This window comes from Mesorhizobium norvegicum (assembly GCF_004919685.1).
Taxonomy (GTDB): Bacteria; Pseudomonadota; Alphaproteobacteria; order Rhizobiales; family Rhizobiaceae; genus Mesorhizobium; species Mesorhizobium norvegicum.
The window spans coordinates 1-26,341 of sequence record NZ_SMYZ01000139.1; the positions used below are offsets into that span (position 1 = coordinate 1).

Below are 26,341 nucleotides of genomic sequence, written 5' to 3' on the forward strand. Positions count from 1 at the left end.
CCCCTCTGGCCTGCCGGCCATCTCCCCCACGAGTGGGGAGATTGGCAGCTTCGGCGCTTCGCACCCTTTGCACGTAAGAGATTGGCGAAAGCCGGCGTGACGTCTGATCTCCCCCCGTGTGGGGGAGATGGCCGGCAGGCCAGAGGGGGGCGCTGTCCCGCCAACCCCTCAGCTCAAAAACACCCTCTCAAACGCTTGCTTGCCCGGCGGCGAGAAAATGACCGCTCGGCTGTCCTTCTCGCGGCGCGCCCATTTCTCGGCAAGTATCTTGTCGAGGATGGCGGCGCCCAGCGTGCCGGCGAGGTGCGAGCGCCGCACGCTCCAGTCGAGGCAGGCGCGGCACACCGGCCGGCGCGGCTTGGTGTAGACATCGATGCCGATCGCGGCGAAATGCGATGCCGCCGATGGCCCGAGCCTGATCTCCTGTTCGTCGCGGACCAACACGTTTTTGTCGACGAGACGATCGAGCATCGCCACCGCCTGCTCGCCGGCGAGGTGGTCGTAGCAGACGCGCGCCACGCGCATCGCTCCGTCGCGGGGGCCCGGCCGCACGCGCTTTGGCCCAACGGCTTCCGCGACACCGGTGATGGCTTCGATCATGCCCGCCACCTGCGGTCCGGCGAGGCCGTAATAGCGATGCCGGCCCTGGCTCGCCACCGTGAGCAGCCCGCCTTCCATCAATTTGCCCAGATGCGAGCTGGCGGTCGGCAGCGACACGCCTGCCTCGTGCGCCAGCTCGCTCGCCGTCAGCGCCGTGCCGCCCATCAGGGCATTCAGCATGTTTGCCCGTGCCGGGTCGCCGACCAGGCTGGCGATGCGGGCGATGTCGGGTCCTTCGCGCATAGTTCGTTCCTCATCGAAGCATTCTTGTCAGATAACCACTATTCTCCGATCAGATCAAGGAGACGACGATGACCGCACGAACCGCTTTCCCCTCGGCCCCGCTCGCCAGCCGCCAATCGTTCCCGTTCGTCACCTGGCTTCGCTCGCGACTGCTGGCCCGCTGGTATGACCGCCATTTGCAGCGTCTCGACCTTGCCGAGATCGACGATCATCTGCTGCGCGACCTTGGCCTGACGCGGCAAGACGTGCGCCGCGAATGCGCGAAATCCTTCTGGCAAACCTAGCAGACCAGGCGACACGACGTTTCGACACCGCTCGAACCATCGACGCGGAAACCCAAGGAGACCACAATGACCATCACCTGCTTCATCCGCTACGAGATCGACCCGTTCGGCAAGGCGGCCTTCGAGGAGTACGCCCGCAACTGGGGCCAGGCCATTCCGCGCTGCGGCGCCGATTTGATCGGCTATTACGCGCCGCATGAGGGCTCGGCCACGACCGCCTATGCCGCCTACAACATCGACAGCCTGGCGGCCTACGAAGCCTATCGCGCCCGGCTTGCCGCCGATCCCGCCGGCAAGGCAAACTACGAGTTCGCCAAGCGTGAGAGATTCATCCTGAAGGAGGACCGCATGTTCCTGAAACACGTCTCGGGCCCGCACGCGAAACTGGTGCTGCCGTGATTGCCGTTATCTTCGAGGTCGAGCCGGCAGAGGGCAGGCGCGATGCGTATCTGGGCATCGCCGCCGACTTGCGGCCGCTGCTCGACGGCATCGACGGCTTTCTCTCCATCGAGCGCTTCCAGAGTCTCGTCGATCCGAATCGCATCCTGTCTCTGTCGTTCTGGCGCGACGAGGAGGCGGTCAAGGCCTGGCGCAACACCGAGGAGCACCGGCAGGCGCAGAAGGCCGGCCGTGGCGGAATCTTTGCCGGCTACCGACTGCGCATCGCCCATGTCGTGCGTGATTATGGGCTGACGGAGAGGGACGAAGCGCCGCAGGACAGTCGGGCGGTGAATGGTTAGCTCCTCTTCCTTCTCCCCCTGTGGGAGAAGGTGGCCGCGCGAAGCGCGTTCGGATGAGGGGTGTTCCAGCTTGGCGAGACGTCTCAATTGAACTGGGCACGGCGGCAGAATCGCTAACGCCTCACTTCGCTGGAACACCCCTCATCCGTCTCGGCGCTGCGCGCCGATCCACCTTCTCCCACAGGGAGAGAAGGGAGAACCGCGCTTACGCATTCCCGATCAGCACACCGGCCGCGAACACCAGGGCGCCGCCCAGCACCACCTGGAAGGCGGCACGCAGGAAGGGCGTCTGCATGTAGCGGTTCTGCACGAAGGCGATCGCCCAGAGCTCAAAGAACACCACCACCGCGGCGACACCTGTCGCCGTCCAGAAGCTCGGGATGAGGTAGGGCAGCGCGTGGCCGAGCCCGCCCAGCGTCGTCATGACGCCGACAGTCAGGCCGCGCTTGATCGGCGAGCCGCGGCCGGACAATTTTCCGTCGTCTGAGGCGACTTCGGTAAAGCCCATCGAGATGCCGGCGCCGATCGACGCGGCAAGGCCGACCAGCAGGGTCTGCCAAGTGTCATGCGTGGCAAAGGCGGCGGCGAAGATCGGCGCCAGCGTCGACACCGATCCGTCCATCAGTCCGGCCAGCCCCGGCTGCACATAGGTGAGGATGAACTGGCGCTGCTCGGCGCTGGCTTCCTCGTCCTTGACGGCGCCCGGCACATGTTTCTGTTCCAGCCGCTGCGCCAGCGTCTCATGGCCCAGCTCGGCCACCGCCAAATCGCCGAGCAGTTTTCGGGTCGAGGCATCGGTGGTGCGCTTGGCAGCCTCGACGTAGAACAGATAGGCTTGCCGCTCCATCGCCTCGGCCTGGCTGCGCACATGCTCGATGCCGAGCGGCCGGATCAGCCAGTCGGGCTTGCGCTCGTAATAGCCCTTCACATGTTCGCGCCGGATCAACGGAATGCGCTCGCCGAAACGCCTGCGGAAAAGCTCGATCAGCGCATCGCGATGGCCATCCTCTTCCTCGGCCATCTCCTCGAAGACTTTTGCCGATTGCGGGAAGGCTTCGGCCAACCCGTCGGCGTAGGCGCGGTAGATGCGCCCGTCATCCTCCTCGGACGAAATGGCCAGCGCCAGGATCTCCTGTTCGGAGAGCGATTCGAAGGGACGGCGGCCGAAGCCGAAAACACGGGAAAGCATGAGGAATTCACCCTAGTTTAGAATGGTTCTAAACTAGGGTTTGGCGTGCCCGAGGTCAATTGCGTGCTTGGGTCGCGGTCAAGAATTGTTGAAGTCCGCGCGCGAGGCTCGCCCTTCATTATCAGCGAATGTTCACCTATATCATCGGACTCAAGCCAAGAACAAGGAGCAGCAGATGACGGCAAAACAGCCTCCGCACCCCTATGATCCCAAGCCCGTTCTCGATCTCATCGCCAGCATCGAGGCCGATCTGCAGCGCCTGAAAGGCCTGGTCGAGCAGCAGGTCGAGAAATTCGACCCCGCCAACCCGCACAACAAGGCACCGGACGGCAAACTGACCGAGGAAGGCGTCGAGTGCTGCTACCGCATGTTCGACGACGGCAAGTCGCGCTATTCGGTCGCCCAGCAGATGAAGATCTCCTTTGCCGCCGCCAGCCACCGGTTCAACAACTGGCGCAAGCTGGGTGGGAGCAAGAGGCAGAGGACGTTGTTGGGGTGAGAAGCGATCCGCGCAGCGGACGAAAAGCCCCCAAATGGGCTTTTCAAGCGACGAACGCCCGGAGCCATAGCGAAGGGCCGGGGCCAACCGCCATAGTCAGCGCCGCCCCTCATTGCCCTGCCGGGCATTTCTCCCCGTATAGAGACGGGGAGAAAGAAGCTGGCCGCAACGCCGGCGCCCTTCTTGCAACGCTGGCGATTGGCGAAATCGCTGGCGACGAGCGCCCCTCTCCCCGTCACTATACGGGGAGAGGATGCCGGCAGGCAGGTGAGGGGCAGCGCCAACGCCGGTCATGACTCACCAACTTTGTAACGGTCACATTTTTTCATTGGTGCGTCACCTGCCTTTGCGGGCATCATGAAGGCAACATGTTTTCCGCAGGATCCGCCATGACCACCCCTCCCGGCATCGCCGATATCCACGCCGCCGCAGCCCGGCTTGCCGGCCTGATCGTCGAAACCCCCTTGATCGAATCGCAGGAGCTGAACAAGCGCTTCGGCGCCCGCATCCTGTTCAAGCCGGAGACGCTGCAGCGCACCGGCTCGTTCAAGTTCCGCGGCGCCTACAACAAGCTGTCGTCACTGAGCGAGGAAGAGCGCAGCCGGGGCGTCGTCGCCTTCTCGTCGGGCAACCACGCGCAAGGCGTCGCGGCGTCGGCAGCAATGTTCGGCGTCAAGGCGGTGATCGCCATGCCGGCCGACGCGCCGGCGATGAAGATCGCCAATGTCCGCAAGATGGGCGCGGAGGTGGTGCCGTTCGACCGCTTTCGCGACGACCGCATGACCGTCGTGCGCCCCTATATCGAAAGGGGCATGGTGCTGGTGCCGCCGTTCGACGACCCGGCCATCATCGCCGGCCAGGGCACGATCGGCCTCGAATTGATGCGCCAGGCAAAAGCGCTTGGCGTCAGCCTCGACGCGGTCGTCATTCCCTGCGGCGGCGGCGGCCTGACCAGCGGCATCTCGGTTGCGGTCAAGGATGCCTCGCCCGACACCGCGGTCTGGGCGGTGGAGCCCGAACATTTCGACGACACCCGCCGCTCGCTCATCGAAGGCGCAAGGGTTTCGAACGAGCCCGGCCACGCCTCGATCTGCGACGCGATCCTGACCGCCGAGCCCGGCCTGATCACCTTCGAGATCAACCGCCGGAACCTCACTGGTGCCATCGCCGTCTCCGACAAGGCGACCGCGCAGGCGATGCGCGACGCCATGGCCTATCTCAAGCTGGTGGTCGAACCCGGCGGCTGCGTGGCGCTGGCGGCGCTGTCGTCGGGCGAGATCGAGCTAACAGGCAAATGCGTTGCCGTGGTGCTCTCCGGCGGCAATGTCGATTTCGGCACCTATGCCGGGATCATGGCGGCGGCATAGGGTAACGACCGTCCGGTCCAAGACGTCGATGTTCGAGGAGATCTGATATGGGAGACCTGGAGACAAGAGCGGCTCTGGATCGCCACTGGGCCGCTTCCGACGCCAACGATCTCGAGGCGGAGCACCAGATCTACCGGGAGGACGCGGTGCTCGACTATCCGCAGTCGGGCGAGCGCATCAGCGGGCGGCGAAACATCCAGTCGTCCCGCGCCGCGCAGCCGAACCGCAAGCGCTTCACGGTGCGGCGGATCGTCGGCGGAGGCGATCTCTGGGTCACTGAATTTGTCATCGCCTATGACGGGCGGCCGTCCTACACCGTGAGCATCATGGAGTTCCTCGATGGCAAGGTCGCCCGCGAGACCCAGTATTTCGCCGATCCGTTCGAGCCGGGACCTTCGCGCGCGCAATGGGTCGAGCGGATGCCGTGAAACCTGGCCGCGCTGAGGATGGTCATCTATCGCCCGCTCACGCGCCCGGAACTGCCTGACGATACGGCATCTCTTGCCCGCACCCTCATCGGCAAGATCGTGGTGCGCGAGCTGCCTGAGGGCATCGCCAGCGGCCGCATTGTCGAGACCGAGGCCTATGTGACCGGCGACGCCGCCGGGCACGGCTACCGGGGGATGACCCCGCGCAACCGTTCGCTGTTTCTCGAACCTGGGCACGCCTATATCTATCTCGCCTACGGCGTCTCCTACATGCTCAACGTCTCGAGCGAGATGCCGGGGATCGGAACCGGCGTGCTGATCAGGGCGCTCGAGCCGCTCGAAGGCATCGCGATCATGCGGCTCAATCGCGGCATCGAACGCTTGCGCGACCTGGCACGGGGACCGGGAAGGCTCGCCCAGGCGTTGCGGATCGATCGTTCGCTCGACGGGCTCGATCTTTGCCGCGAAGGCCCGCTATGGCTCGCACGCGATGCCCATGAGCCCGGCGAAATCGGGGAGAGCGTCAGGATCGGCATTTCGAAGGATGCGAGTCGCCTCCTGCGGTTCTATGTCCGGAAGAGCCCGTTCGTCAGCGGTCCGGCATCGCTGAACGGTTAAGCGACGGCTCCGTCGCTTAAGATTTGACCCTAATCCAGCGTCCGCCTGAACCGCACCAGTGCGACGCCGGCAAACAACGCCACGAACACCACCAGCCAGCCGATCTCCGTTGCCACCGCCGGCAGTTCGGCCCCCTTCAGCATCACCGCGCGGATGATGCGCAGGAAATGCGTCAGCGGCAGGATCTCGCCGAAGACCTGCGCCCAGCCGGGCATGCCGCGATAGGGGAACATGAAGCCGGACAGCATGATCGACGGCAGGAAGAAGAAGAAGGTGAGCTGCAGCGCCTGCATCTGCGTGCGGGCGATGGTCGAGATCGTGTAGCCGAGCAGCACCAGCGCCAGCACGAAGATCAGCACGGCGGTGAGCAGCAGCGACATCGATCCGGTAAAGGGAATGGCGAACAGAAGCTTCGCCGCCGCCAGCACCACCACCACCTGCACGCCGCCGACCGCCAGATAGGGCAGCACCTTGCCGAGCATGATCTCGAGCGGGCTGGACGGCATCGCCAGCAGATTCTCCATCGTGCCGCGCTCGGTCTCGCGCGTCAGCGCGATCGAGGTCATCATCACCATCGTCATCTGCAGGATGACGCCGAGCAGGCCGGGCACGATGTTGTATTGCGAGATGCCTTCTGGATTGTAGCGCCGGTGCACCACCACTTCGAGCTGGCCGAGTGCTGCCTCGGCCGCCGCCTCCTGCATGCCGCGCGCCCGAAGCAGCGCCTGGCTGGCGACGGTGCCGAGCGTCGAGATGGCGCCGCTGGCGACGGCAGGGTCGGTGGCGTCGGCCTCGATCAGGATCTGCGGGCTGTCGCCGCGCTCCACCCGCCGGCCGAAATCGGCGGGGATGGTGACGACGAAGGCGACGTCGCCGCGCGACATCAGGAACTCCGCATCGGCGGCACTTTGCGAGACATGGTCGAAGCGGTAGTAGCCGGTGGTCTGCAAGGCCGAAACCATGGCCCGCGTGTAGGGATCGCTGCTTGTCGCCACGAGTGCGGCAGGCAGGCTCTTCGGGTCGTTGTTGATGGCGTAGCCGAACAGCACCAGCTGCATCAGCGGCACGCCGAGCATCATGGCAAAGGTGATGCGGTCGCGCCGCATCTGGATGAATTCCTTGATCAGCAGGGCGCCAAGCCGGGCGAAGGAAAAGACATCGTTCATGCCATGTTGTCCTTCGAGCCGGACATGAACTGGATGAAGACGTCCTCGAGGCTGGTTTCGCCCGGCGAAACTTTCACGCCCTTGTGCTGCTTTTCGACATCGGCGAGTGCCGCCTCGAGCTTCTTCCTGTCGGAGCCGACGACATGCAGCGTCGCGCCGAACGGCGCCACCTGATCGACGCCGGGGCGGCCCTGAAGCGCCTCGGCCACCTGGTCGAGCCGCGGGCCCTGCAGGACGAAGGTGGTCAGCCCGGCATTCTTGACCACTTCGGCGACGGTGCCGGTGGCCAGCATCTTGCCGTAGGAGATGTAGCTGATGCGGTGGCAGCGCTCGGCTTCGTCCATGTAGTGGGTCGAGACCAGCACGGTCAGCCCGCCGCTGGCGAGGCGATGGATCTCGTCCCAGAACTCGCGCCGCGCCTTCGGATCGACGCCGGCCGTCGGCTCGTCGAGGAGCAGCAATTTCGGCTTGTGCATGATGCAGGCGGCGAGCGCCAGACGCTGCTTCCAGCCACCCGACAAGGTGCCGGCCAGCTGGTTGCGGCGCGTGGTCAGGCCGAGGTCTTCAAGCGTCCCGGCGACATATTCTTCGACCGGCTTCAGCCGGTAGAGCCGCGCCACGAATTCGAGGTTCTCGCCGATCGTCAGATCCTCGTAGAACGAGAATTTCTGCGTCATATAGCCGACTTCGCGCTTGATGCGCAGGCTGTCGGTGCGGATGTTGAAGCCGAGCACCGTGCCTTCGCCTTCGTCGGGCGTCAGCAGGCCGCACATGATGCGGATGGTGGTGGTCTTGCCCGAACCGTTGGGCCCGAGAAAGCCGACGATCTCGCCTTCGGCGACCGTCATCGTCACATGGTCGACGACGGTCTTGTCGCCAAAACGCTTGACCAGGCCATGGACGTCGATGGCGTTCATTTTGCGCCGTCCACCAGATCGACATCGACGATCTGGCCCGGCTGCAGCGGGCCGGCATTGCCCTCCGGCCGCGCCTCGACCAGATAGACCAGCTTCTGCCGGTTCTCGAGGGAGTAGATCACCGGTGGTGTGAACTCGGGATCTGGCGAGACATAGCTGACGCGCGCCTTTACATCCGGCCCGCAGCCGTCGCAATGGACGCCGAGCAAGGTGCCGACCTTGACCGAGGAGAACGCGGCTTCCGGTATATAGACGCTGAGCTTCACCGCGCCGTCGGGCAGGATCGAGATGACCGGCGCGGTCGGACCGGCGGTGTCGCCGGGATTGCGGATGACATCGTTGACGCGGCCTGGCGAAGGCGCTGCCAGCACCCGCTTCGACAGCCGCCACTCAGCCTGCTCCAGCGTCGCCTGCGCCTGCTTGACCTGATTGTCGGCGGCCTTGATCGTCTCGGGGCGCGCCGGCAGGCCGCCGACGGCGAGATTGGCGTTGGCCTGGCCGACCTGCGCGTTGGCGGTTTCCAGCGTGGCCGATGCGGTGTCGAAATCAGCCTGCGTGCCGGCGCCGCGCTTGAACAGATCGGCGGCGCGGTCGAATTTACGCTTGGCGTCCGCCGCCTGGGCACTGGCCATGTCGACCTCGGCCTTCAGCACCGCGATCTCTTCCGGCCGCTTGCCGATCTGCAGGTCGGCCAATTGCGCCTGCGCCTGGGCAAGGCCGGCCTGCGCCTGCGCTACAGCGATTTTTGCGTCGGCACTTTCCAGCGTCACCACGGTCGTGCCGGGCACCACACGGTCGCCGCGTTTGACCGTGACGGTCTCGACCTGCGCCACCTCGATCGGAGCCAGCAGCACATAGTCGCCCTCGACATAGCCGACGGCCAGCGGAGCAGCCGGGGCACAGGCGCTGAAAAGCTGCGCTGCGAGCGGCAGCGAACACAGAAAGCTCAAGGTCTTTGCCCCTTCCTTGAGGCCAATATGGCCTTAAGATTGCCCGATGTGACCGCCACCACCTTGGCGGCTTCGGTGGCGCCGATGTCGTTCCAGCCCATGCGGCGCATCACAGCCTCGCGGCCGATGCGGAAATAGATGACCTGGCCGATCAGCGTGAACACGGTCAGCCTTGTGGCCTCGCTCTCGGCCGGCTCGCCGGTCGCCTGTTCCCAGAGCTGGCACAGCCGGCGATGCGTCGGCTCGAAGACGCCGTCATAGATGCGGTCGAGGGCTGCCGTCGGATGCGAAAGCTCGCGCAGCACGAACTGCACGATCTCGCCGGCCTGCGGGCTGGCCACCACAAAGCCGACCATTCGCTCCAGCGCCGCGAAGAGCTGCGCTTGCGCCGCCTCCGGACCGCCCGGCATCGGCGCCTGCGCATTGCCGAGCGCCTGGCCGGCGACTGTCTGGATGGTCTCGACGATAAAGTCGGCGGCAGCGGTGCGAAGGCCCTCCTTGCCGCCGAAATGATAGGCGATCGAACCGATATTGGCTTGCGCCTCGGCAGCGATCTCGCGCGTCGAGGTGCCGTCGAAACCCTGCCGCCCAAACAGTTTGAGCGCCGCCTGGACGAGGGCGGCGCGCGTCATCTCGGCGGGCTCGCGGCGAAGGTTTTTGGCGTCGGGCTGCTTGATCATACCAAGTATTTAATCAATCGATTGATTAAAGTCAACTCGTGAGCGCCAATCTGTGTACGTCATTGTCTTGCCATGGGCGGCGGCAACCGCTTTAGTGCGCGGCCATGGGCAAGGAAGTCGAACGAAAATTCCTGGTCTCCGGCACCGCATGGCGGGATCTGGCCGAGACGCGTATCCGCATCCTGCAGTTCTATCTCGCCGCCGGTCCCGGGCGCACGGTCCGCATCCGCATCAGCGATGGCACTTCCGCCAAGCTGACGCTCAAGTTCGGCAGCAAGGCGCGCGAGCGCGACGAATTCGAATATCCGATCCCGTTGCCGGAGGCGGTGGAGATGCTGGACTTCGCCCTCGGACGTGTCATCGAGAAGACACGTCACCATGTTAGGCACCACGGCTATCTCTATGAAGTCGATGTCTTTGGCGGTCCGCTTGCGGGACTTGTGGTCGCCGAACTTGAGACGCCGGAGGACGTGCCGGACGAAATGCTGCCTGACTGGCTCGGCCGTGAAGTCACCGGCGAACAGAAATTCTACAACGCGTCGCTCGCCCTCGGGGGGATTCCGGAGATCGCCGCATGAGCTTTCGCATCGATCCGCGCCTGCCGCTGACCGGCGAGGTCAGGCGTATCCTCGCCGAGGAAATCGGCAAGGCGCTGCATCATCTTGACGCCGCGCGCAGCCGGCCGGAACAGGCGCTGCACAAATGCCGCAAGCGGCTGAAGAGCGCACGCGCCTTGCTGCGCCTTGTTCGTTCCGGTGACGAAACGTTCTGCGAGACCGAAAACCAATGCTACCGCAACGTGGCCGGCCTGCTTGCCGGCCCGCGCGAGGCGACGGCGCTGATCGAGACCATCGACCGGCTGGCGGCAAGCTTTCCCAAGGAAAGCGCCGACGATGGGCTAACTGCTGCGCGCGACAGGCTGATCGCCCGCCAGCATGAAATGCATGAAGGCAGCGGGCTCGAAGCGGCGATCGGGGCGGCGACCGCCGCTTGCGAGGAAGGCCTCAAGCGGATCGAAAGCCTTGTCTTGCCCGACCAGCCGGAACAGGCTGCCGACGTGCTTGCCGAAGGCGCCCGCATCACCTTGCGCCGGGCCAGGAAGGCGCTGGACAAGGCCGGATCGCGCGGCGTCGCCAATGATTTCCACGATCTACGCAAGGCGGCCAAGACCCACGGCATGCATCTGTCGCTGCTCGGCAGGCTGTGGCCGACGCCGATCAAGGCCAGGCGCAAGGCCGTCGACGAACTGGGCGAGCGGCTGGGCGACCTGCACGATGTGCTGGTGATGCGCGCGCTGCTCGAGGCCGATGACCGTCCGTTCGGACCGCCCGAAGACACGAAGCTTCTGGCCAAGCTTTTGAAGCGGTCAGAGAAGCAGCTGAAGAAGAGCTGTCTTGCCGAGGCGGCCGAGCTGTTCGGCGACAGTCCGAAACGCTCGACCCGCAAACTCGCCCGCAAGGCGCGTGACGATCTGGCTGCGTCGCCGGAAGGGGCCGCGGCGACCACAAGTTGACCGACGTGCGGCTGGCGCGCAGCCACCCGCCTATGCTAATCGCCATAGGGCATGACCGAGCCCGGCGACACGCTTCTGGATCGACTTGGCCGCTGGCTTGCCGGCCGGCTGCAGGAAGAATCGTCCGGCTACGAGCCCTATACGCCGTCCGATGCGGAGACGCTGCGCCGCACGCTTGAGCCCGGCGACATCCTGCTGATCGAGGGCAACCAGAAGATCTCGGCGGCGATCAAATACCTGACCCAGTCGACCTGGTCGCATGCGGCCTTCTATGTCGGCGACGCGCTGGCCGAACCGGAGGACGGAACGGAGCGGCGGCGGCTGATCGAGGTCACGCTCGGCGAAGGCTGCGTCGCCGTGCCGTTGTCGCGCTATCGCACCTACAACACCCGCATCTGCCGGGCGAGCGGACTGGCGCCGGAGGATCGCGACAAGGTCGTCGCCTTCATGATCGGCAAGCTCGGCCTGAAATACGACCTCAAGAACATTTTCGACATGCTGCGGTTTTTCTTGCCGACGCCGCCGGTGCCGGTGCGCTGGCGCCGCCGCATGCTGGCCTTCGGCTCCGGCGACCCGACACGGGCCATCTGCTCCTCGCTGATCGCCGAAGCCTATGGCCAGATCCACTATCCCATCCTGCCCGAAATCACCCACGCGCCCGGCCGTGCTTCGGCACAGTCGACCTATATGCGCAAGGAAATCCTGCACATCCGCCACCACTCGCTCTACACGCCGCGCGATTTCGACCTTTCGCCGTTTTTTCGCATCGTCAAACCAACGCTGGAATATGGTTTCGACTACCGGCAGATGGTCTGGGACGACAAGGCAAGCACAGACGCCGCAGCCGTAAAGGCTGGCGAAATCGCCTCAGACACGTGATGGCTTTCGGCCTGGTCAGGACATGCCCCTATGGCGCGGCCTACCGCTATCCAGCCGAGGTGCAGGCGTTTCACATGGCGGCCTATATCACGCCGAAACCGCAATAGCACCCTGGTTTTCGGCTCTGTGTTCGACCCAGACATGGACCGGTTCCTCCCGGCCGCGGATGCTCACCGGTCCATGATCGCGCGCATTCAACTGTGTGGTGGGCGATTCCGCCTTCGCGGCCTCAATCAGTCGTGACCCAAAGCAAATATTCGCCTGAAGCTCACGGCAGAGCGCCTGCAAACGGCTGGCGACGTTGACGGTGTCGCCCACCACCGCGAAGGACAGATTGCGCTCGCTGCCGACCGCGCCGATGACCACTGCGCCATATTGTGCACCGATCCGAACGTCCAGCGGCGGGTACCCCCTGGACACCCGCTGTACATTCCAGTCTTCGAGAGCGGCGACCATCGCTTCAGCGCACTGGATGGCCCGAGTCGCGTCGTCATGGCTGGCTTGCGGAACCCCGAATGTCGCCATGATGCAATCGCCGATATAGTTATCGACGGTGCCATGGTGGTCGAAAACGACCTGTTCCATGCGACGGTGGAACTGACGCAGAAGTTCGAACACTGCTTCGGCCGGATGATCCTCGGAATAGTGTGTGAAGCCGACGATGTCGGCGAACAGCACCGCGATATCCTGCCGGCGGACCGGGCCGAAGGGCTCGTCATCGGTGGCGAGCTGGTCGACGACATTGGGCGAAAAATGCCGGGCGAGATTGGCGCGGGCGCGCTCTGCCTTGACGTAGTCTTCCGACAGATGTCGGGAACGATAGACGACCAGCGCCATGATCGCACCGATAATTAGCACAACCAACACGTTGGTCGCCTGCGCAAATGTATCTACGAAATTGGGGTTGAGATAGAGGTTCAGTCGCTCTGTCATCGGCAGCGAATAGAGGTTCGTCGCCGGAATGACGGTTCCCGGATGAGAAATCACCCATCCCACCCCCATCGCCCATGTCAAGGCCGCGAGCGCGCCGAGATAGAGCGCCAATCGTGTCGAAAGGGTCAGCGCGCCAAGGCATACGAAAATCAGCAGGAATTTGAAGCTGCCCTCGCGCAGTTGCATTGCGGCCGGCGCGACCTCCAGGGAAAACGGGTTGGGCGTTACCAGCAGGACGGTCAACAGAATGATGTCCAGCGTACCGACGAGGTAGCCGATCCACCATCGCGCCGTGCGACGGCGCGCAAAGAGAAACTGGATCAGGCCGACGAGCTGGAACAGCACGAGGCCCGCCAGCACGAAGAGCAGCGAAGCATCCCAGCGGCTGATCAATGAAAGGAAGCAGGAGATCACAGCGAGCGATGCCGTACGGGCCCAGAACTGCAATGCAGCACCCTGGCGTTCTGCGCGCGCCCGCAAATTTTTCAGGCGCGAATAGCGGCGAAGTTCAAGTGTTGGCGCGGTCGGCATAGGATCACTTCGATTTCACGGGGACGTGTCACGCATTCGGCAAACCCGCCCTCTACAGTCTGGCAAATCAGTGCGCGAACTCTATCATGAATGTGATTTCATTTTTGAATCGCGGCTGCAAAGAGCAAAAATGTCCGGATAAAGGAGTGAAAACCGAAGCAGGACAGGCGGAGGCTTCCCTGTTCAGGTCACCAAAAACTGCAGCGCCCGGCGTCATTCTCTACATGGATGCGTTCGGCCCGCGGCCGGCGCTGGGCGGAATGGCGGAACGCCTGGCTGCAGAGGGCTATACCGTGTTGGTGCCGGATCTGTTCTATCCCAACGCGCCATATCCTGCTCGGGATGATTGGCCGTGTCAGGCCGGTAACGGGCGGCGTCCCTTTGCAGGAGCGGCGGGCCGATCGAACGCGCCGGCATCGCGCGGGTGTGGGCCGATCGGCATGATCGCCGGAAATGGCGTTGCGCCAAAGGCAAACGTCCATTTGTAGCCGACCAAGCCATCCTCCGGCGTCGTGTGCTGGTCGTGATGGGCCAGCAGTTTGGCGCGGTCGGCGAGATCCTGTGCCTCGCGCCGCACCATCTCCGCCGTTTCCGGCCGCATCCGCCTGGAGAAGCTGACGAAGGTCGCTTCCTTGTCGATATGGGTGATCGCCCAGCCGATGAAATTCTTATTGGTCATCTCGAACAGCGGCCGCAGCGGCCCTTCGAAATTCCACTGGATCGGCGTCTCGACCAGCACTCTTGCCGAGAGGCCCCGGCCGAGCGCGACCAGGCCAAGTTCCCCGAGATCGCGCAGATAGAGGAACATCGAGGCTTCGCTCAGGCCTTGCGAGCGCATGATGCCTTCGGGTGTGAACTTTTCCGACAGCATGACGAAGATGAACAGCAGCGCCGGCCGGCCGGCGAGCCGGCGCTCGATCTCCGGCGCGATGTGATTGACCGGGCCCGGGCCCCGGCTCATCGAGCCAAGCACGTTTTCCAGCTCGACACCGGCGGCAGCGCAGATCTCCATCAGCCGGTCGAGCTTGCAGTTGCGCTCGTGGAAGATGCGCTTCACCGTCGGTTCGGAAACGCCCATGCGTTCGGCCAGCGCGCGATAGGTGACGCCCTTCGCCTTCAGCGTCCGCTTCAGCGCGTCGAAGATCAGGCCGTTCATGGAATGCACCCTCTTGCCGGCAGTTTCGTATCGATATTCGATACTAGGGGTAATCGACCTTTCCTGAAAGTATCGAAAATCATAGCTCTCCGTCGTCATCACAGGAGACCAGCCATGAACACCCTCATCACCTCAGCCTTTCTCGCCATCATCGGCATCGCGGCCGCACCTGCCGCCGAGGCCGGCGAACTCTGGCGCGCCACGGGCCTCGATCAACCGGAATCGGCCCTGTTCGACGCCGCCAACAACCGCATCATCGTCTCCAACATATCAGGCAATCCCGGCGAGGCCGACGGCAACGGCTATTTGTCGGTGCTGTCCCTGGACGGCAAGATTGTCACCCAGCACTGGACCGACGGCATGGACGCGCCCAAGGGCATGGCGATAGCGGGCGGCACGCTCTATGTCGCCGACATCACCAGGGTTCGCGTCGTCGACCTCGCCAGCGGCAAGCTGGTCGCCAGCATCACGGTGCCGAACGCGGTCTTCCTCAACGACATGACATCGGACCAAACCGGCAAGGTCTATGTCACCGACATGCTGGCCGACGCCATCTACCGCATCGACGGCGACCGGCCGGAGCTGTTCGTCAAGGACGCGTTGCTGGCCTCGCCCAATGGCGTCTTCGCCGATGGTAACAGGCTGATCGTCGCCTCCTGGGGCAAGGGCATCAAGCCCAATTTCAGCACGGCGGAGCCGGGTGGCCTGCTGTCGGTCGACATCGCCAGCAAGGTGGTTTCGCCCTTGCCGGGCGCGCAGAAATTCGCCGACCTCGACGGCGTCATCACTATTGGCGACACCATCTACGCCACCGCCTACATGACCGGCACGCTCTACCGCTATCATGCCGGCGGGGCGCCGGAAGCGGTGGCGCATTTCAAACCGGGCAGCGCCGACATCGGCACCGACGGCAAGTCGATCCTGTATGTTCCGTTGATGAACGAGGGCGAAGTGGCGGCGCTGAAGCTCGATTGAAAACTGGCGCCTCGGCGCCGCTCCCCGAGACGTTCGCCACCAGCCGATGGACTGTCGTTCGTCGGTGAGGATCGCCAACTCGAACTCGTATTGTGGCCAATGAACGACGTCGCCCGGATCGGCCCACCTTGTGCCAAGCGCCAATAGCGGACATTGCCGAGCAGATGTTTGATGTCGCCTTTTGGGCCGATTCCGGTCAGGCAGCTTTCAAGAACCGCCCTGCGAAAGCAGACCTTTAGGTCGGCTGGTGTGATGTCTGGGTCTGGCCCCGAACCGGACCTGCAGCGCTACGACGCGAACGTCGCTAGTTGATGAGTCCGGTCTTTCGACAGAAGCTCATCAGCAGCGGTCGTGCATCAGGCATAGCATCATACTCGGACAGGCCCTTAGAGCGGTTGCGCGAGGGCGGCCGTCTTGCCGGGTTGCGCGCGTGAGCGGGCGCTGACGTCTTATGCCTGTCGAGTTCTCGCGCATCCCTTGATCTCAGGCGTCCAGCCAGACCTTGCCGAAGTCATGCTCGAAAGTCGGGTGCATGCCGTGGTTCTTCACGGAAGCGGTCGAGTGGTTGTAGAGTTTGCGCCAGTATGGCTGGATGATAATACCCGAATCCTGCAGGATCTTCTGGATGTCGGCCATCACAACCTTGCGCTTCTCCGCATCCGCGATGGAGAGCGCCTCGCCGATTTTCGCATCCAGTTCGGGATTGGAATAGGCAGCCTCGTTCCAGGCTTCGCCGGTGCGGTAGGCGATAGCGATGACCTGGATGCCGAGCGGACGCATGTTCCAGTTGGTCGTCGAGTACGGATACTTCGTCCAGTCGTTCCAGAAGGTCGAGCCCGGCAGAACCGTACGCTTGACCTTGAAGCCGGCCTCGCGCAGCTGTGCGGCGATCGCGTCGCCGGTGTTCTTGAGCCAGTCCTCGTCGACCGTGATCAGCTCGTGCTCGAAGTCGATCTGCCCGGCTTCGGTCATCAGGGCCTTGGCCTTCTCGATGTCACGGGCGACCTTGGGCATCTCGGCATATTCGGGATGGATCGGGCAGACATGGTGGTTTTCTGCCGGGTCGCCGGCATTGCCGTAGCCGAGCTGGAGCACGACGGCATTGTCGACGGCGAGCTGCAGCGCGTTGCGGACCTTCTGGTCGTCATAGGGCTTGTTGGCGACGTTGGTGCGCGCCACGATCGTCGACGCGGTCATCACCTCCGACTTGACCAGACCGAGCGCATCGAGGATCGGCACGTAGTCGGCGCTCGTCTCGTCGTTTGTGTGGACCTCGCCGGCCTCGAAGGCCGAAACCATCGCCGAGGGGTCCGTGCCGTAATCGATGAACTCGACGCCGTCGAGATAGGCCTCGCCGCCCCACCACTTGCCGTTCTCGCGGCGCTTGTAGACGACCTTCTGGCCGACATCGTAGGAGACGAGCTCGAACGGTCCGGTGCCGATCGGGTTCTGCACGAAGTTGGCACCGGTCTCGTCAAAGGAGCGGTGGACGATCAGGCCGGGATAGTCGCAGAGGTTCGGAATCAGCGCGATGTCCGACTTGGTCAGGCTGAGCTTGACCGTCATGTCGTCGACCTTGGTAATTGAGCCTTCGCGCAGCTTGCCGGTAGCTTCGTCAACCAGCGTGCCGAGGCGGCCGGGCATGGAATTGCCCTCAGCGCTCTTGTCGGCCCAGCGGGTGAAATTGAAGATCACGTCGTCGGCATTGAACGTGTCGCCATTGTTCCAGGTCACACCCGGACGGACCTTCAGCGCGTATTCGGTAGCATCGTCGTTCACTTCCCAGCTTTCCAGCAGATAGGGCTTGAAGGTGAATTCACGGGTATATTTGACCAAGGGCTCGAGCGTCTGGCGCTGCGCGGTGGCGATCTGGGACCAGTCCGCCATGCGCGGATCCTTCGGATCCTTGACGTGCATCGCGACCTTGAGGACACCGCCCTTCACGGGTTCCTGCGCCATGGCCTTGGTGGGCACTGCAAGAGCGATCATTCCGTTGGCGTACGCGGTCGACGCCCCGAATACGCTGGCGAGAGCCAGGAACTCGCGCCGGTCCATCTTGCCGGCCCTGACGTCCTCCGCCAGTTGGCGAATGTGATGGGGAACCCGGTCCCCGTTGCTTCTGTAAAGGGCCATGACGTGCTCCCGACGTGATCATGACGATGCACAGCTGTCCAGAAGCGCCTTCGCATCGATCAAGTCGCGCGTGTTGAAGCCTTCCGTGAACCAGGCGTAGGTCGGCGCGAGCAGGTCGTAGGCTTCTTGCCGATCGCCGCGGTCGGCCCACAGGCGGGCGAGCGAGGTCGACGCGCGCAGGTCCAGTGATCGCGCCTGCTGTTCGCGAGCGATCTCGATGGCGCGGCGATAATGCGCCTCGCTGTGTTCGGAGTCACGGGGTTTTGCCAGGAGCAGGAGATTTCCAGTGAGCCGGCTAAATTCCGACTCCCAGAGGCGCGCGCCAGTAGCCGCCGCCTCGGATATTGCTGGCTGCAGCATGCTTAGGCCGGCATCGACCTCGCCCGCCAGTTCGCACACGCATCCGAAAAGACAGAGAACAAGTCCTTTTCCCTCGACGTCACTGAGGATTTCGTTTGGCAGCGCCGGCGGGGCGGCGGTGACGGGGGCTGGAACCTGCTGTGCGCTCTCGAGGGCCTGGATCATGGCCAACTGCAGACTGATTGTGGGGACCCAGGCCGGAAATCCCTCGTGCGCCAATTGAAGCCTCGCTTCGGCTGCTTCCCGAGCCGCCGCGGCATCGCGGCGGAAGTAGTGCAGCACGGTGGCATGATAGAGAGCGTGCTGCAAACTGGGCGGATGAGGCAGTTGGCGGGCCCGGGTAATGGATTCTCGCGCCCGGGCCAACGCCTGATCCGGAAAGCCAAGCATCCACAGACTGACGCCCTGCTTGGCAGCTGCGCACACGCCGGAGTCGTGGCCGCCATAGACGAAGGCGTGCGAGAAGTGTTCTGGCCGATAGAGGAAGAGACCCTGGTCGGTGTGCTCGCACACCGACCGCCAATTACCGAGCGCGTATTGCGTCGTCCAATTGACGTGGTGGGCCTCCAGCAGCAGGGACGGGTCGCCCGATTGCCGGGCGATCCCGATCAGTTGATCAGCGAGGGCGCTGGCCGTGTGCATCTGCCCCCGGGCCCGGTGGCCGGTGCACAAGCCGCGCAGCGCGGGGAAGGATTTGGACGTCTCGCTGCCCAGTTTGGCACATAGCTCGCAGGCTCGCGTATAGGCGGCGACGGCCCCGGCAGACCCATGGCCCTCGAGCGATGCCAAGGGTATGCCACGCGCAAGCTGCAGATCGATCTCGCGATCGTCGCGGGCCGGGCTCTCTGGGAGTTGCGCGAGAAGGTCCAGGCCCTTTGCGAGGTGCGCAATGGCTTCGTCGTGGGCCGAGCGACGATTGGCGCGAAGACCCGCCTTGTACCAGCATGATACTGCATCCTCGAAAAGTCCGCCCTCTGTCGCGTGATGGGCGAGCACCTCGGGTTCCGCCTCCGCTCGTTCGGGAAAGCGGTCACGGAGGAGGGTGGCGATCCGGCAGTGGAGTTGCTGGCGTCGGCTCTTCAGCAGCGACTCGTAGGCGGCATCCCGCACCAGCGCATGCTTGAAGGTGTAGATCGCGTTCGGAGGCTTGCCGCGGCAAAACGCCAGTTCTGCGTGGACAAGTTCATCGAGAGCGGTCCTGAGCTTCGGCTCGTCCATCCGTGCCGTCGCTTCCAGCAATTCGTAGCTGAACTCGCGGCCGATAGCAGCGCCGATTTGCGCTACCTCCTTAACCGGCGACAACCGATCAAGGCGAGCCAGGAGCGAGTCCTGTAGCGTCGAGGGGATGGCGAGCGGTGGAAGCGGGCCGGCAAGCTCATAGCGCTCGCCGGCCTCGCGGAGCAAACCGGATTCGAGCACGGTCTTTGTCAGTTCCTCGACAAATAGCGGTACGCCTTCGGTCTTGGCGAGAATATGCGCTTGCACTTCGCCGGGAAGTGACCGGCCGCCAGTGAGATGGTCAATCAGCGCTGCGCTTTCGTTCGCCTGGAGATGAGTGAGTGTGAGCGGCGTCACATGCGGTCGGCCGGTCCACCGTGGCGCGAACTCGGGCCGGAAGGTGATAACCAGCAGTACCGGCAGCCGCTCGATCCGATCGACAATGCGATCGAACAACTCAAGGCTGGTGGGATCGAACCAGTGAGCATCCTCGGCCATCATGAGCACCGGCCGCTGGGCCGCGAGGCTCTCAAGCTGGCCTAGCAGCGCCTGAAATGTTTTCGCCTTTTTCTGTTCCGGGGCGAGCTCGGGCATCGGGTACCGATCGCCTGTCGGAATCGTCAAATGCTCGGCGATCAAAGGGACCGTCGATTTCGGGTCAGGCCCAGCCAAGACAAGCAGTGCCTCTAGCTTGGCCAGCTTCACCTCCGGCGCATCTTCGCGCTCGAAGCCGGCGGCCCGACGCAGGTGGTCCAGCACCGGGAACAGCGCGCTGCTGGTGCGATAGGGCGAGCCGTCATAGCGCAGCGACAAGCATTTCTCGCGGCGGAGGTGCTCGCGCAGGGCGATTGCGATGCGGGACTTGCCAATGCCCGGCTCGCCCGACAGAAGCACCACCTGGCCCCTACCGTCCTTGGCCTGCCGCCAGCGGTCGAGGAGCAAGGCTATTTCCTGATCGCGGCCGACGAGCGACGTGAGGCGCATCCCGTGCAGCGCCTCGAAGCGGCCCTCGGCCCGGCTCTCGCCAACGACCAGCCACGCTTGCACCGGCTGGGCGAAGCCCTTGAGGTCGTGAGTGCCGAAATCAACCAGATCGAAGAGCTCGCCAAGCAGCCGCCGCGTCGGTCCAGCGACGACCACACTGCCGATCTCAGCCAGTGATTGCAGTCGTGCCGCCAGGTTCGGCGTCTCGCCGACCACCGCCTGCTCTTGCGCCGCGCCCTCGCCGACGAGATCGCCCACCACCACCAGACCCGTGGCGATGCCCACGCGCGCCCCGAGCGGCTTTTTGGCGGGCGTCGCCAGCTTGGCGACCGCCGCGGCGATGGCGAGCCCGGCCCGCACCGCCCGCTCGGCTTCGTCCTCGTGCGCCCGCGGCCAGCCGAAGTAAGCCAGCACCCCATCCCCCATGAACTTCGCGACATGGCCATCCACACGCGTGATCTCCGCGGCCACCGCGATCTGGTACTTCCGGATCACCTCCCCCATCTCTTCGGGGTCCAACCGACCTGATAACGCGGTCGATCCAACCAAATCGACAAACATCACCGTCAACTGGCGACGTTCAGCTTCCGGGCGAGGCGGTGGACCACTTCCAGGGATCGGTTCAATTCCGGCCGCTGTGGCGGGATCCCCTATACCGCGCTTGCCAAGCTCCGCGATCGCGGCCAATACGAGCTTCCTTGGGCCCATCGGCAGCCCCAACGCCTTGAGGTCCGCGTCCGAGAGATGCCGGAGCACTTCGGGCGTGATCTCGTTCTTGGCGAAGGTTCTGCTATATTTGCCGAGCCCAAGGCTCGAAAGCCACCCGGCAATGTCCATGACACTCTCCGTGTAGTCCGAGGCAGATTAGCACCGCGCGGGCGTTGGGCAAAGCACAGGACCGTTGCCGGAGCCGCTCAATGCGGTGGGTGGCTATCGCACACTGAGGAGCAGGACATTGCATTTCCGCATGCGGCGGAACCGAGTCGCCCAGATCGGCGCAGCGACTGCCAGCGCTCCACACGCGATTGCGCTTTCAAGGAGTTGTGTTAAGGCGCCGACTTGGATCAACGTCTCCAATTCGTCTCGCAAGGACGCGAATGAGTCGACTTTGAGGCTATTTCGGCAATGACCGCAAATGGCGCAACCGCGACCTCCAGCGTGGTCGCCGGCAATGTCTGCTTTCAGGCGGTGGCAAAGCTGACCTAAACCGCCGACATGTGGCGCAAAGCGGTCGTTCATGTCGCGCCGTGCGTGAGTCAACGCAGGGTCAAAAGTTGACCTTCAACCGGCGGAAACCTTGTACTAAGTGGCCAGCGGCCGGCCAATTCCGGTTGCTACTCCGCCTCCAGCTTCCCCTTCAGCTGCGCCCGTGCGTCGCGGATCGAGGCGGCATAGGTGACCAGCGGACGCTTGACGCCGTGGTTGATCAGCATGCGCCGTATCTGCGGCGCGGCACCCGATATGATGAAGCGGACGCCGGCGCGCTTCGCCTTGTGGGCGGCGCCCTCGATGACATTGGCGGCCGTCGAATCGAAGAACGGCACGGCCGAACAGTCGAGGATGAAGTTCTTGCGCTGGTCGGCGATGCGGTCGAGCACGGTGCCGACGGTCGACGCGGCGCCGAAGAAGAAGGCGCCCGAAATGCGGTAGACGACAGTGTCGGCGTCGGTCGCCTCGCTGGAATCGTAGGCGTTGGTGCTGTCGGCGACATCCTCCTGCACCAGTGGCTGATCGGCCTCGACCGCAATGGACTTGGCCATGCGGTCGATGAACAGGATCGACCCCAGCACGAAGCCGACGACGATCCCTTCGGTGAGGTCGCGGAAGATGACGAGCAGGAAGGTCGCCATCAGCACCAGCGCGTCGCCGCGCGACGTGCCGGCAATGTCCCAAGCGAATATCCTTCCTGTCTAACGGGGATTTTGACAAAGCCCGAACTAGGATTCGAACTTTTTCGACGGTTGGCGCATCTTTAGCCCATGGGATGTCAAACTCATATCCTGCCGACCGATGCCGAACTGGCCGTTGCCGCTCGGGGCGGCGATTGTGGTTGCCTCGGCCTGCTGCTGGAACGTCATCGCGCGCGACTGTATGCGATAGCGCTGAATATGCTCGGCTATGGGCCGGACGCCGAAGATGCCGTGCATGAGACTTTCCTGATCGCGCTGAGGCGCATAGGCGAGGTCAAGGAGCCGCAAGCTGTCGGTAGCTGGCTTCGGACCGTGCTGCACCGCTGTTGCCTGCAACAATTGCGCCGAAGACGACGCGAGATCTTGACCGCCGACATTCCCGACCGCCCAGACGAACGCGCAAGCGTAGAAGAGCGGCTGGAGAAAGTCGCCCTTCGCGAATGGGTTTGGGGCGCCTTGCGCAAGCTTCCCGAGCCGCTGCAGGCTACTGCCATGTTGCGCTATTTCGGCAGCTATCAGTCCTACGAGGAACTGGCCTCCATTCTGGGTGTCCCGATTGGGACGGTTCGCAGCCGGGTGTCGGAAGCCAAACGCAAGCTGGCGGAGATGCTGCTCGAGACAGCAGGCCTAGCCGACGCAGACGCACGCTCGCAATCTCGCGAGCGCCAGCGATTTTACTCCGAAATCTTCAATGGTCTCAACCAGCATGGCGAGCGGGACCGCTTCCTTGGGCATTTTGCGGAGGACCTTCACCTGGTCCGTGGAAGGAGCAAACCAGTTCTGGGTCGCTCGTTCCTTGCCTGGGATGTCGACTCAGACACGGAAGCCGGTGTTCGCCTTGAACCGCAGCGCATTCTCAGCACCAGCCACGTCACCGTGATCGAGGGACGGTTCGTCAATCCGCCTGAAGACCCATTCCATTGCCCGCCGGGCGTTGCTCTGGTGATCTTTCAGCGAGACGGCAAGGCCCGACGCTTGCATCTTCATCTTTCGCCGCGTCCGCCTAGAATCGAGGACGATTGATCGAACTTTTTCTCCCGTCCGTGACTCCTTACAGCACGCGGCCATCACATGGCGCGGTCTCGAAAAGTTCCACAGAGGAGAGAGATCATGTTCACCTTCGCAGTTCCCCACCTTGGTTCCAACGTACACCACCGCAAGTTCGGATTCCGCCGGCCATGCCGCTTCTTCCAGATCGCGTTCGCTTCGACTGCCATCTGCGCCACGCTGCTGCCGTCGGGTTCAGGCTGGGCCGGTCAGGCTGAGGTCGACGCGACCTATAAGGACGTCGAGCAGACGCTCGGCTCGGTGCCCAGCTTTCTCCACCAAGTTTCGAAAACCGCGCTGCCGGGGGCCTGGGCCGAGGTAAAGGCACTGCAGTTCTCGGACGACACCGCTCTGCCGCCGAAGGTCAAGGCTCTGATCTCGCTCGCAGTCTCCGCCCAAATTCCCTGCCAATACTGCATCTGGGAAGACACCGAGAGCGCCAAACGGGCGGGCGCAACGGAGGACGAAATCGCGGAGGCCGTTGCTATCGCAGCTCTGTCACGCCACTGGAGCACAATCTTCAACGGCATGCAGGTCGATTTCGAGACCTTCAAGAGGGATCTCGGCGGCGATGCCCAGGCGGCCGCGCCTGCCAAGTAAGCGAAACCATCGGCAAATTATCAAAATCGGGTGCCGGACGGCAGCGCCTGTCGTCGGCGTTCCGAGCCCCGATACAGCGGGCCAGAAATCCAAGTTCATAAGGAGGTAAAGATGCCAATAGTCTTCGGAGAAAGCGTCAGCACAGTCAAAGATATCGTGTCGGTGCTGAAGAGACACGGTGATGCGGTGCGTGGCACCTACCGTGCACGCTACCGCTTCGACCCGCAATCGAGCGATCCTTACATAACACCGCTCCTGGAACGACCGGAGAGCCTCAAGGATAATCCGCCGACCGCCGTCTATCCCTGGGAGCAGATCTTTGCCGCCGCGGCCGTGTGTGCCGGCTCGGACTATCCGATGCTTGCAGCGCATGCGGGGGTGGATCTCCGTTCGGTCGATTTTGTCGCGGAAGGCGTGTTCGACCCGCGCGGCGAGTTCGACGGGCTCGATGGGCTCAAGGCACCTGTGGACGCCCGGCATTGTTATGTGTCCCTCCATCTCAGCGCGACCGTGTGCTCTTCCGCGCCGCGTGCCGATCTGGAGAAGATTCATGAGCGCGCGATCTCCCACAACATGGTACTCGGCGCCCTCAGGGGAATCCCAATGACCAGCGAACTTGTGGTTCGGCAGGCGTGATCCCAAGTTGGTCCAAGGCCGTGCGGGCCAGTGATATCCAAAGCGCCCGCACGGTTGCACGCCTCAAGCGGCGCTGGCCTTCCTTCGGCCGCAGCTATCCAGGGGCGTTGAATGTCGCAGATGAGGCGCAGTGCAGTCGTTCACGTCGCGCCGCGTGTGAGTCAGTTCAGGTCGAAAGCTGGCATTCAACCGGCGGACACCTTGTACCGACAAAGTGGCCAGCGGCCGGCCAATTCCGGTTGCTACTCCGCCTCCAGCTTCCCCTTCAGCTGCGCCCGGGCGTCCCGGATCGAGGCGGCGTAAGTCACCAGCGGACGCTTGACGCCGTGGTTGATCAGCATGCGCCGTATCTGCGGCGCGGCACCCGATATGATGAAGCGGACGCCGGCGCGCTTCGCCTTGTGGGCGGCGCCCTCGATGACATTGGCCGCCGTCGAATCGAAGAACGGCACGGCCGAGCAGTCGAGGATGAAGTTCTTGCGCTGGTCGGCGATGCGGTCGAGCACGGTGCCGACGGTCGACGCGGCGCCGAAGAAGAAGGCGCCCGAGATGCGGTAGACGACGGTGTCGGCGTCGGTCGCCTCGCTGGAATCGTAGGCGTTGCTGCTGTCGGCGACATCCTCCTGCACCAGCGGCTGATCGACCTCGACCGCAATGGACTTGGACATGCGGTCGATGAACAGGATCGACCCCAGCACGAAGCCGACGACGATGCCTTCGGTGAGGTCGCGGAAGATGACGAGCAGGAAGGTCGCCATCAGCACCAGCGCGTCGCCGCGCGACGCGCGCAGCAACGTGGCGAAGGCCTGTTTCTCGAACATGTTCCAGCACACGACCGCCAGCACGCCGGCAAGGGCGGCGAGCGGTATGTAGCTGGCGAGCGGCGCCGCCACCAGCATCAGCGCGAGCAGGATGGCGGAGTGGACGATGCCCGAAACCGGTCCGTGGGCGCCGGCCCGCACATTGGTCGCGGTGCGGGCGATGGTGCCGGTGGCGCAGATGCCGCCGAACAGGGCGGACGCGATGTTGGCGAAGCCTTGCGCCACCAGTTCGCAGTTGGAACGATGCCGCCGGCCCGTCATCCCGTCGGCGACCACCGCCGACAGCAGCGATTCGATCGCGCCGAGCAGGGCAAAGGCAATGGCATCCGGCAGCACGTCAACCATCCTGCCCAGGCTGACCGGTGGCAAGGCAGGCATCTGCAGACTGCGCGGGATACCGCCAAAGCGGGTGCCGATCGTCTCCGCCGGCAGCGAGAGAAGCGCCACGACCAGCGATGCCAGCCCGATGGCGATGAGCATGGCGGGCCATGTCGGCCGCCAGCGCTTCAGGCCGGCGATGGTGAAAATGGTCAACACCGCCACGAAGGTCGCCGCAGGGTTGATGGTGCCGACCGCCTCACCGACCGCGATCAACTTCGGCACCAGCGGTCCCGGCTCCTTGCCGGCAAGCTTCAGCCCGAACAGTTCGACGATCTGTCCTGAAAAGATGATGACGGCGATGCCGGCGGTGAAGCCGACCGTCACCGGATAGGGAATGAACTTGATGTAGGTGCCGAGACGGAGATAGCCGATGGCGAGCAGGAAGACGCCTGCCATCATCGTTGCCAGCAGCAGCCCATCGACACCGACCCGGGCAACCGTCGCGGCCACCAGCACGATGAAGGCGCCTGCCGGGCCGCCGATCTGGAAGCGGCTGCCGCCGAGCGCCGAAATGATGAACCCGCCGACGATCGAGGTGTAGAGGCCGCGCTCAGGAGTCACGCCTGAGGCGATCGCGATCGCC

General features: G+C 63.9%; 26 protein-coding genes and 2 pseudogenes. 15 read left to right on the plus strand and 13 right to left on the minus strand.

Features of this window, described 5'->3' with window-relative positions:
- Positions 1–168: 168 nt before the first annotated feature.
- Positions 169–843, minus strand: coding sequence for an ArsR/SmtB family transcription factor (locus FCU66_RS38285; RefSeq protein WP_136621789.1), 675 nt, complete (start codon positions 841–843; stop codon positions 169–171).
- Positions 844–911: 68 nt separating this feature from the next.
- Between FCU66_RS38285 and FCU66_RS38290 the strand changes: the two genes are divergently transcribed.
- The 3 genes from FCU66_RS38290 (at position 912) to FCU66_RS38300 (ending at position 1,867) form a co-directional block, all read left to right on the plus strand.
- Positions 912–1,127, plus strand: a complete 216-nt coding sequence (locus FCU66_RS38290) for a DUF1127 domain-containing protein (RefSeq protein WP_136621788.1) — start codon at positions 912–914, stop codon at positions 1,125–1,127.
- Between the two features lie 66 nt (positions 1,128–1,193).
- The gene (locus FCU66_RS38295; protein ID WP_127261220.1) at positions 1,194–1,526 is read left to right on the plus strand and encodes an NIPSNAP family protein; all 333 of its coding nucleotides are present in this window, start codon (positions 1,194–1,196) and stop codon (positions 1,524–1,526) included.
- Positions 1,523–1,867: an antibiotic biosynthesis monooxygenase family protein gene (locus tag FCU66_RS38300; protein ID WP_136621787.1), complete on the plus strand. Its 345-nt coding sequence runs from the start codon at positions 1,523–1,525 to the stop codon at positions 1,865–1,867. Before FCU66_RS38295 ends, FCU66_RS38300 begins: the two co-directional genes overlap by 4 nt.
- A gap of 205 nt (positions 1,868–2,072) precedes the next feature.
- Here FCU66_RS38300 and mbfA read toward each other — a convergent pair whose 3' ends face one another.
- Positions 2,073–3,056, minus strand: coding sequence for an iron exporter MbfA (gene mbfA, locus FCU66_RS38305; RefSeq protein ID WP_136621786.1), 984 nt, complete (start codon positions 3,054–3,056; stop codon positions 2,073–2,075).
- A gap of 175 nt (positions 3,057–3,231) precedes the next feature.
- Here mbfA and FCU66_RS38310 point away from each other — a divergent pair, with 175 nt between their 5' ends.
- The 4 genes from FCU66_RS38310 (at position 3,232) to FCU66_RS38330 (ending at position 5,968) form a co-directional block, all read left to right on the plus strand.
- Positions 3,232–3,555: a hypothetical protein gene (locus FCU66_RS38310; protein WP_136621785.1), complete on the plus strand. Its 324-nt coding sequence runs from the start codon at positions 3,232–3,234 to the stop codon at positions 3,553–3,555.
- A 389-nt stretch (positions 3,556–3,944) separates the two neighbouring features.
- On the plus strand, positions 3,945–4,922 hold the full coding sequence (locus FCU66_RS38320; RefSeq protein ID WP_136621784.1) for a threonine/serine dehydratase family protein: 978 nt from the start codon (positions 3,945–3,947) through the stop codon (positions 4,920–4,922).
- Between the two features lie 47 nt (positions 4,923–4,969).
- On the plus strand, positions 4,970–5,350 hold the full coding sequence (locus tag FCU66_RS38325) for a nuclear transport factor 2 family protein (protein ID WP_136621783.1): 381 nt from the start codon (positions 4,970–4,972) through the stop codon (positions 5,348–5,350).
- A gap of 18 nt (positions 5,351–5,368) precedes the next feature.
- The gene (locus tag FCU66_RS38330; RefSeq protein ID WP_136621782.1) at positions 5,369–5,968 is read left to right on the plus strand and encodes a DNA-3-methyladenine glycosylase; all 600 of its coding nucleotides are present in this window, start codon (positions 5,369–5,371) and stop codon (positions 5,966–5,968) included.
- Between the two features lie 29 nt (positions 5,969–5,997).
- Here the strand turns inward: FCU66_RS38330 and FCU66_RS38335 are convergent, their stop codons facing one another.
- The 4 genes from FCU66_RS38335 to FCU66_RS38350 are packed head-to-tail and all read right to left on the minus strand — an operon-like array spanning position 5,998 to position 9,681.
- Positions 5,998–7,134 (minus strand): ABC transporter permease, encoded by a 1,137-nt coding sequence (locus FCU66_RS38335; RefSeq protein WP_136621781.1) that lies wholly within the window; start codon positions 7,132–7,134, stop codon positions 5,998–6,000.
- Positions 7,131–8,051, minus strand: a complete 921-nt coding sequence (locus FCU66_RS38340) for an ABC transporter ATP-binding protein (protein WP_136621780.1) — start codon at positions 8,049–8,051, stop codon at positions 7,131–7,133. Before FCU66_RS38340 ends, FCU66_RS38335 begins: the two co-directional genes overlap by 4 nt.
- A complete protein-coding gene (locus FCU66_RS38345; RefSeq protein WP_136621779.1) occupies positions 8,048–9,001 on the minus strand; it encodes an HlyD family secretion protein in 954 nt (317 codons plus the stop codon). The genes FCU66_RS38340 and FCU66_RS38345 overlap by 4 nt, the downstream gene beginning before the upstream one ends.
- Positions 8,998–9,681 (minus strand): CerR family C-terminal domain-containing protein, encoded by a 684-nt coding sequence (locus FCU66_RS38350; RefSeq protein WP_136621778.1) that lies wholly within the window; start codon positions 9,679–9,681, stop codon positions 8,998–9,000. Before FCU66_RS38350 ends, FCU66_RS38345 begins: the two co-directional genes overlap by 4 nt.
- A 104-nt stretch (positions 9,682–9,785) precedes the next feature.
- Here FCU66_RS38350 and FCU66_RS38355 point away from each other — a divergent pair, with 104 nt between their 5' ends.
- The 3 genes from FCU66_RS38355 to FCU66_RS38365 are packed head-to-tail and all read left to right on the plus strand — an operon-like array spanning position 9,786 to position 12,073.
- Positions 9,786–10,259, plus strand: a complete 474-nt coding sequence (locus tag FCU66_RS38355; protein ID WP_136621777.1) for a CYTH domain-containing protein — start codon at positions 9,786–9,788, stop codon at positions 10,257–10,259.
- Entirely contained in the window at positions 10,256–11,194 is a 939-nt protein-coding gene (locus FCU66_RS38360; protein ID WP_136621776.1) for a CHAD domain-containing protein, read from the plus strand. The genes FCU66_RS38355 and FCU66_RS38360 overlap by 4 nt, the downstream gene beginning before the upstream one ends.
- A 51-nt stretch (positions 11,195–11,245) precedes the next feature.
- A complete protein-coding gene (locus FCU66_RS38365; RefSeq protein WP_136621775.1) occupies positions 11,246–12,073 on the plus strand; it encodes a C40 family peptidase in 828 nt (275 codons plus the stop codon).
- An 87-nt stretch (positions 12,074–12,160) separates the two neighbouring features.
- On the opposite strand, the gene FCU66_RS38370 is transcribed toward FCU66_RS38365, so the two are convergent.
- On the minus strand, positions 12,161–13,537 hold the full coding sequence (locus FCU66_RS38370; RefSeq protein ID WP_136625496.1) for an adenylate/guanylate cyclase domain-containing protein: 1,377 nt from the start codon (positions 13,535–13,537) through the stop codon (positions 12,161–12,163).
- 86 nt (positions 13,538–13,623) lie between these two features.
- Here FCU66_RS38370 and FCU66_RS38375 point away from each other — a divergent pair.
- Positions 13,624–13,869, plus strand: a pseudogene (locus tag FCU66_RS38375) (dienelactone hydrolase family protein); the annotation flags it as partial.
- Between the two features lie 23 nt (positions 13,870–13,892).
- Here the strand turns inward: FCU66_RS38375 and FCU66_RS38380 are convergent.
- A complete protein-coding gene (locus FCU66_RS38380) occupies positions 13,893–14,693 on the minus strand; it encodes a helix-turn-helix domain-containing protein (RefSeq protein ID WP_136625497.1) in 801 nt (266 codons plus the stop codon).
- A gap of 114 nt (positions 14,694–14,807) precedes the next feature.
- Between FCU66_RS38380 and FCU66_RS38385 the strand changes: the two genes are divergently transcribed.
- Positions 14,808–15,668 (plus strand): SMP-30/gluconolactonase/LRE family protein, encoded by an 861-nt coding sequence (locus tag FCU66_RS38385; RefSeq protein ID WP_136620756.1) that lies wholly within the window; start codon positions 14,808–14,810, stop codon positions 15,666–15,668.
- A gap of 483 nt (positions 15,669–16,151) precedes the next feature.
- Here FCU66_RS38385 and FCU66_RS38390 read toward each other — a convergent pair whose 3' ends face one another.
- The 4 genes and pseudogenes from FCU66_RS38390 to FCU66_RS42435 all read right to left on the minus strand — a co-directional run bounded on the left by FCU66_RS38390 (position 16,152) and on the right by FCU66_RS42435 (position 22,510).
- Positions 16,152–17,801: an ABC transporter substrate-binding protein gene (locus FCU66_RS38390; protein ID WP_136620757.1), complete on the minus strand. Its 1,650-nt coding sequence runs from the start codon at positions 17,799–17,801 to the stop codon at positions 16,152–16,154.
- Positions 17,802–17,819: 18 nt separating this feature from the next.
- Positions 17,820–21,200 (minus strand): AAA family ATPase, encoded by a 3,381-nt coding sequence (locus FCU66_RS38395; RefSeq protein ID WP_136620758.1) that lies wholly within the window; start codon positions 21,198–21,200, stop codon positions 17,820–17,822.
- Between the two features lie 497 nt (positions 21,201–21,697).
- Positions 21,698–22,237, minus strand: a pseudogene (locus FCU66_RS38400) (STAS domain-containing protein); the annotation flags it as partial.
- Between the two features lie 63 nt (positions 22,238–22,300).
- Positions 22,301–22,510: a hypothetical protein gene (locus FCU66_RS42435; protein WP_246094198.1), complete on the minus strand. Its 210-nt coding sequence runs from the start codon at positions 22,508–22,510 to the stop codon at positions 22,301–22,303.
- Between FCU66_RS42435 and FCU66_RS38405 the strand changes: the two genes are divergently transcribed.
- The 3 genes from FCU66_RS38405 (at position 22,472) to FCU66_RS38415 (ending at position 24,556) form a co-directional block, all read left to right on the plus strand.
- On the plus strand, positions 22,472–23,296 hold the full coding sequence (locus tag FCU66_RS38405; RefSeq protein WP_246094199.1) for an RNA polymerase sigma factor: 825 nt from the start codon (positions 22,472–22,474) through the stop codon (positions 23,294–23,296). The genes FCU66_RS42435 and FCU66_RS38405 overlap by 39 nt on opposite strands.
- An 87-nt stretch (positions 23,297–23,383) precedes the next feature.
- Positions 23,384–23,920, plus strand: coding sequence for a carboxymuconolactone decarboxylase family protein (locus FCU66_RS38410; protein WP_136620760.1), 537 nt, complete (start codon positions 23,384–23,386; stop codon positions 23,918–23,920).
- 111 nt (positions 23,921–24,031) lie between these two features.
- Positions 24,032–24,556, plus strand: a complete 525-nt coding sequence (locus FCU66_RS38415; protein ID WP_136620761.1) for an OsmC family protein — start codon at positions 24,032–24,034, stop codon at positions 24,554–24,556.
- Between the two features lie 242 nt (positions 24,557–24,798).
- On the opposite strand, the gene FCU66_RS38420 is transcribed toward FCU66_RS38415, so the two are convergent.
- A partial coding sequence (locus FCU66_RS38420; RefSeq protein WP_136625498.1) for a SulP family inorganic anion transporter occupies positions 24,799–26,341 on the minus strand: 1,543 nt, incomplete at its 5' end.

Excerpts from the sequence above, each read along its gene's own strand:
- mbfA (WP_136621786.1), bottom strand. The coding sequence starts at position 3,056 with ATGCTTTCCCGTGTTTTCGGCTTCGGCCGCCGTCCCTTCGAATCGCTC.
- FCU66_RS38350 (WP_136621778.1), bottom strand. The coding sequence starts at position 9,681 with ATGATCAAGCAGCCCGACGCCAAAAACCTTCGCCGCGAGCCCGCCGAG.
- FCU66_RS38410 (WP_136620760.1), top strand. The coding sequence starts at position 23,384 with ATGTTCACCTTCGCAGTTCCCCACCTTGGTTCCAACGTACACCACCGC.
- FCU66_RS42435 (WP_246094198.1), bottom strand. The coding sequence starts at position 22,510 with ATGCACGGCATCTTCGGCGTCCGGCCCATAGCCGAGCATATTCAGCGC.
- FCU66_RS38405 (WP_246094199.1), top strand. The coding sequence starts at position 22,472 with ATGCTCGGCTATGGGCCGGACGCCGAAGATGCCGTGCATGAGACTTTC.
- FCU66_RS38285 (WP_136621789.1), bottom strand. The coding sequence starts at position 843 with ATGCGCGAAGGACCCGACATCGCCCGCATCGCCAGCCTGGTCGGCGAC.
- FCU66_RS38295 (WP_127261220.1), top strand. The coding sequence starts at position 1,194 with ATGACCATCACCTGCTTCATCCGCTACGAGATCGACCCGTTCGGCAAG.
- FCU66_RS38395 (WP_136620758.1), bottom strand. The coding sequence starts at position 21,200 with ATGGACATTGCCGGGTGGCTTTCGAGCCTTGGGCTCGGCAAATATAGC.
- FCU66_RS38355 (WP_136621777.1), top strand. The coding sequence starts at position 9,786 with ATGGGCAAGGAAGTCGAACGAAAATTCCTGGTCTCCGGCACCGCATGG.
- FCU66_RS38380 (WP_136625497.1), bottom strand. The coding sequence starts at position 14,693 with ATGAACGGCCTGATCTTCGACGCGCTGAAGCGGACGCTGAAGGCGAAG.
- FCU66_RS38340 (WP_136621780.1), bottom strand. The coding sequence starts at position 8,051 with ATGAACGCCATCGACGTCCATGGCCTGGTCAAGCGTTTTGGCGACAAG.
- FCU66_RS38320 (WP_136621784.1), top strand. The coding sequence starts at position 3,945 with ATGACCACCCCTCCCGGCATCGCCGATATCCACGCCGCCGCAGCCCGG.
- FCU66_RS38325 (WP_136621783.1), top strand. The coding sequence starts at position 4,970 with ATGGGAGACCTGGAGACAAGAGCGGCTCTGGATCGCCACTGGGCCGCT.
- FCU66_RS38415 (WP_136620761.1), top strand. The coding sequence starts at position 24,032 with ATGCCAATAGTCTTCGGAGAAAGCGTCAGCACAGTCAAAGATATCGTG.
- FCU66_RS38390 (WP_136620757.1), bottom strand. The coding sequence starts at position 17,801 with ATGGCCCTTTACAGAAGCAACGGGGACCGGGTTCCCCATCACATTCGC.
- FCU66_RS38290 (WP_136621788.1), top strand. The coding sequence starts at position 912 with ATGACCGCACGAACCGCTTTCCCCTCGGCCCCGCTCGCCAGCCGCCAA.
- FCU66_RS38330 (WP_136621782.1), top strand. The coding sequence starts at position 5,369 with ATGGTCATCTATCGCCCGCTCACGCGCCCGGAACTGCCTGACGATACG.
- FCU66_RS38365 (WP_136621775.1), top strand. The coding sequence starts at position 11,246 with ATGACCGAGCCCGGCGACACGCTTCTGGATCGACTTGGCCGCTGGCTT.
- FCU66_RS38360 (WP_136621776.1), top strand. The coding sequence starts at position 10,256 with ATGAGCTTTCGCATCGATCCGCGCCTGCCGCTGACCGGCGAGGTCAGG.
- FCU66_RS38335 (WP_136621781.1), bottom strand. The coding sequence starts at position 7,134 with ATGAACGATGTCTTTTCCTTCGCCCGGCTTGGCGCCCTGCTGATCAAG.
- FCU66_RS38385 (WP_136620756.1), top strand. The coding sequence starts at position 14,808 with ATGAACACCCTCATCACCTCAGCCTTTCTCGCCATCATCGGCATCGCG.
- FCU66_RS38370 (WP_136625496.1), bottom strand. The coding sequence starts at position 13,537 with ATGCCGACCGCGCCAACACTTGAACTTCGCCGCTATTCGCGCCTGAAA.
- FCU66_RS38310 (WP_136621785.1), top strand. The coding sequence starts at position 3,232 with ATGACGGCAAAACAGCCTCCGCACCCCTATGATCCCAAGCCCGTTCTC.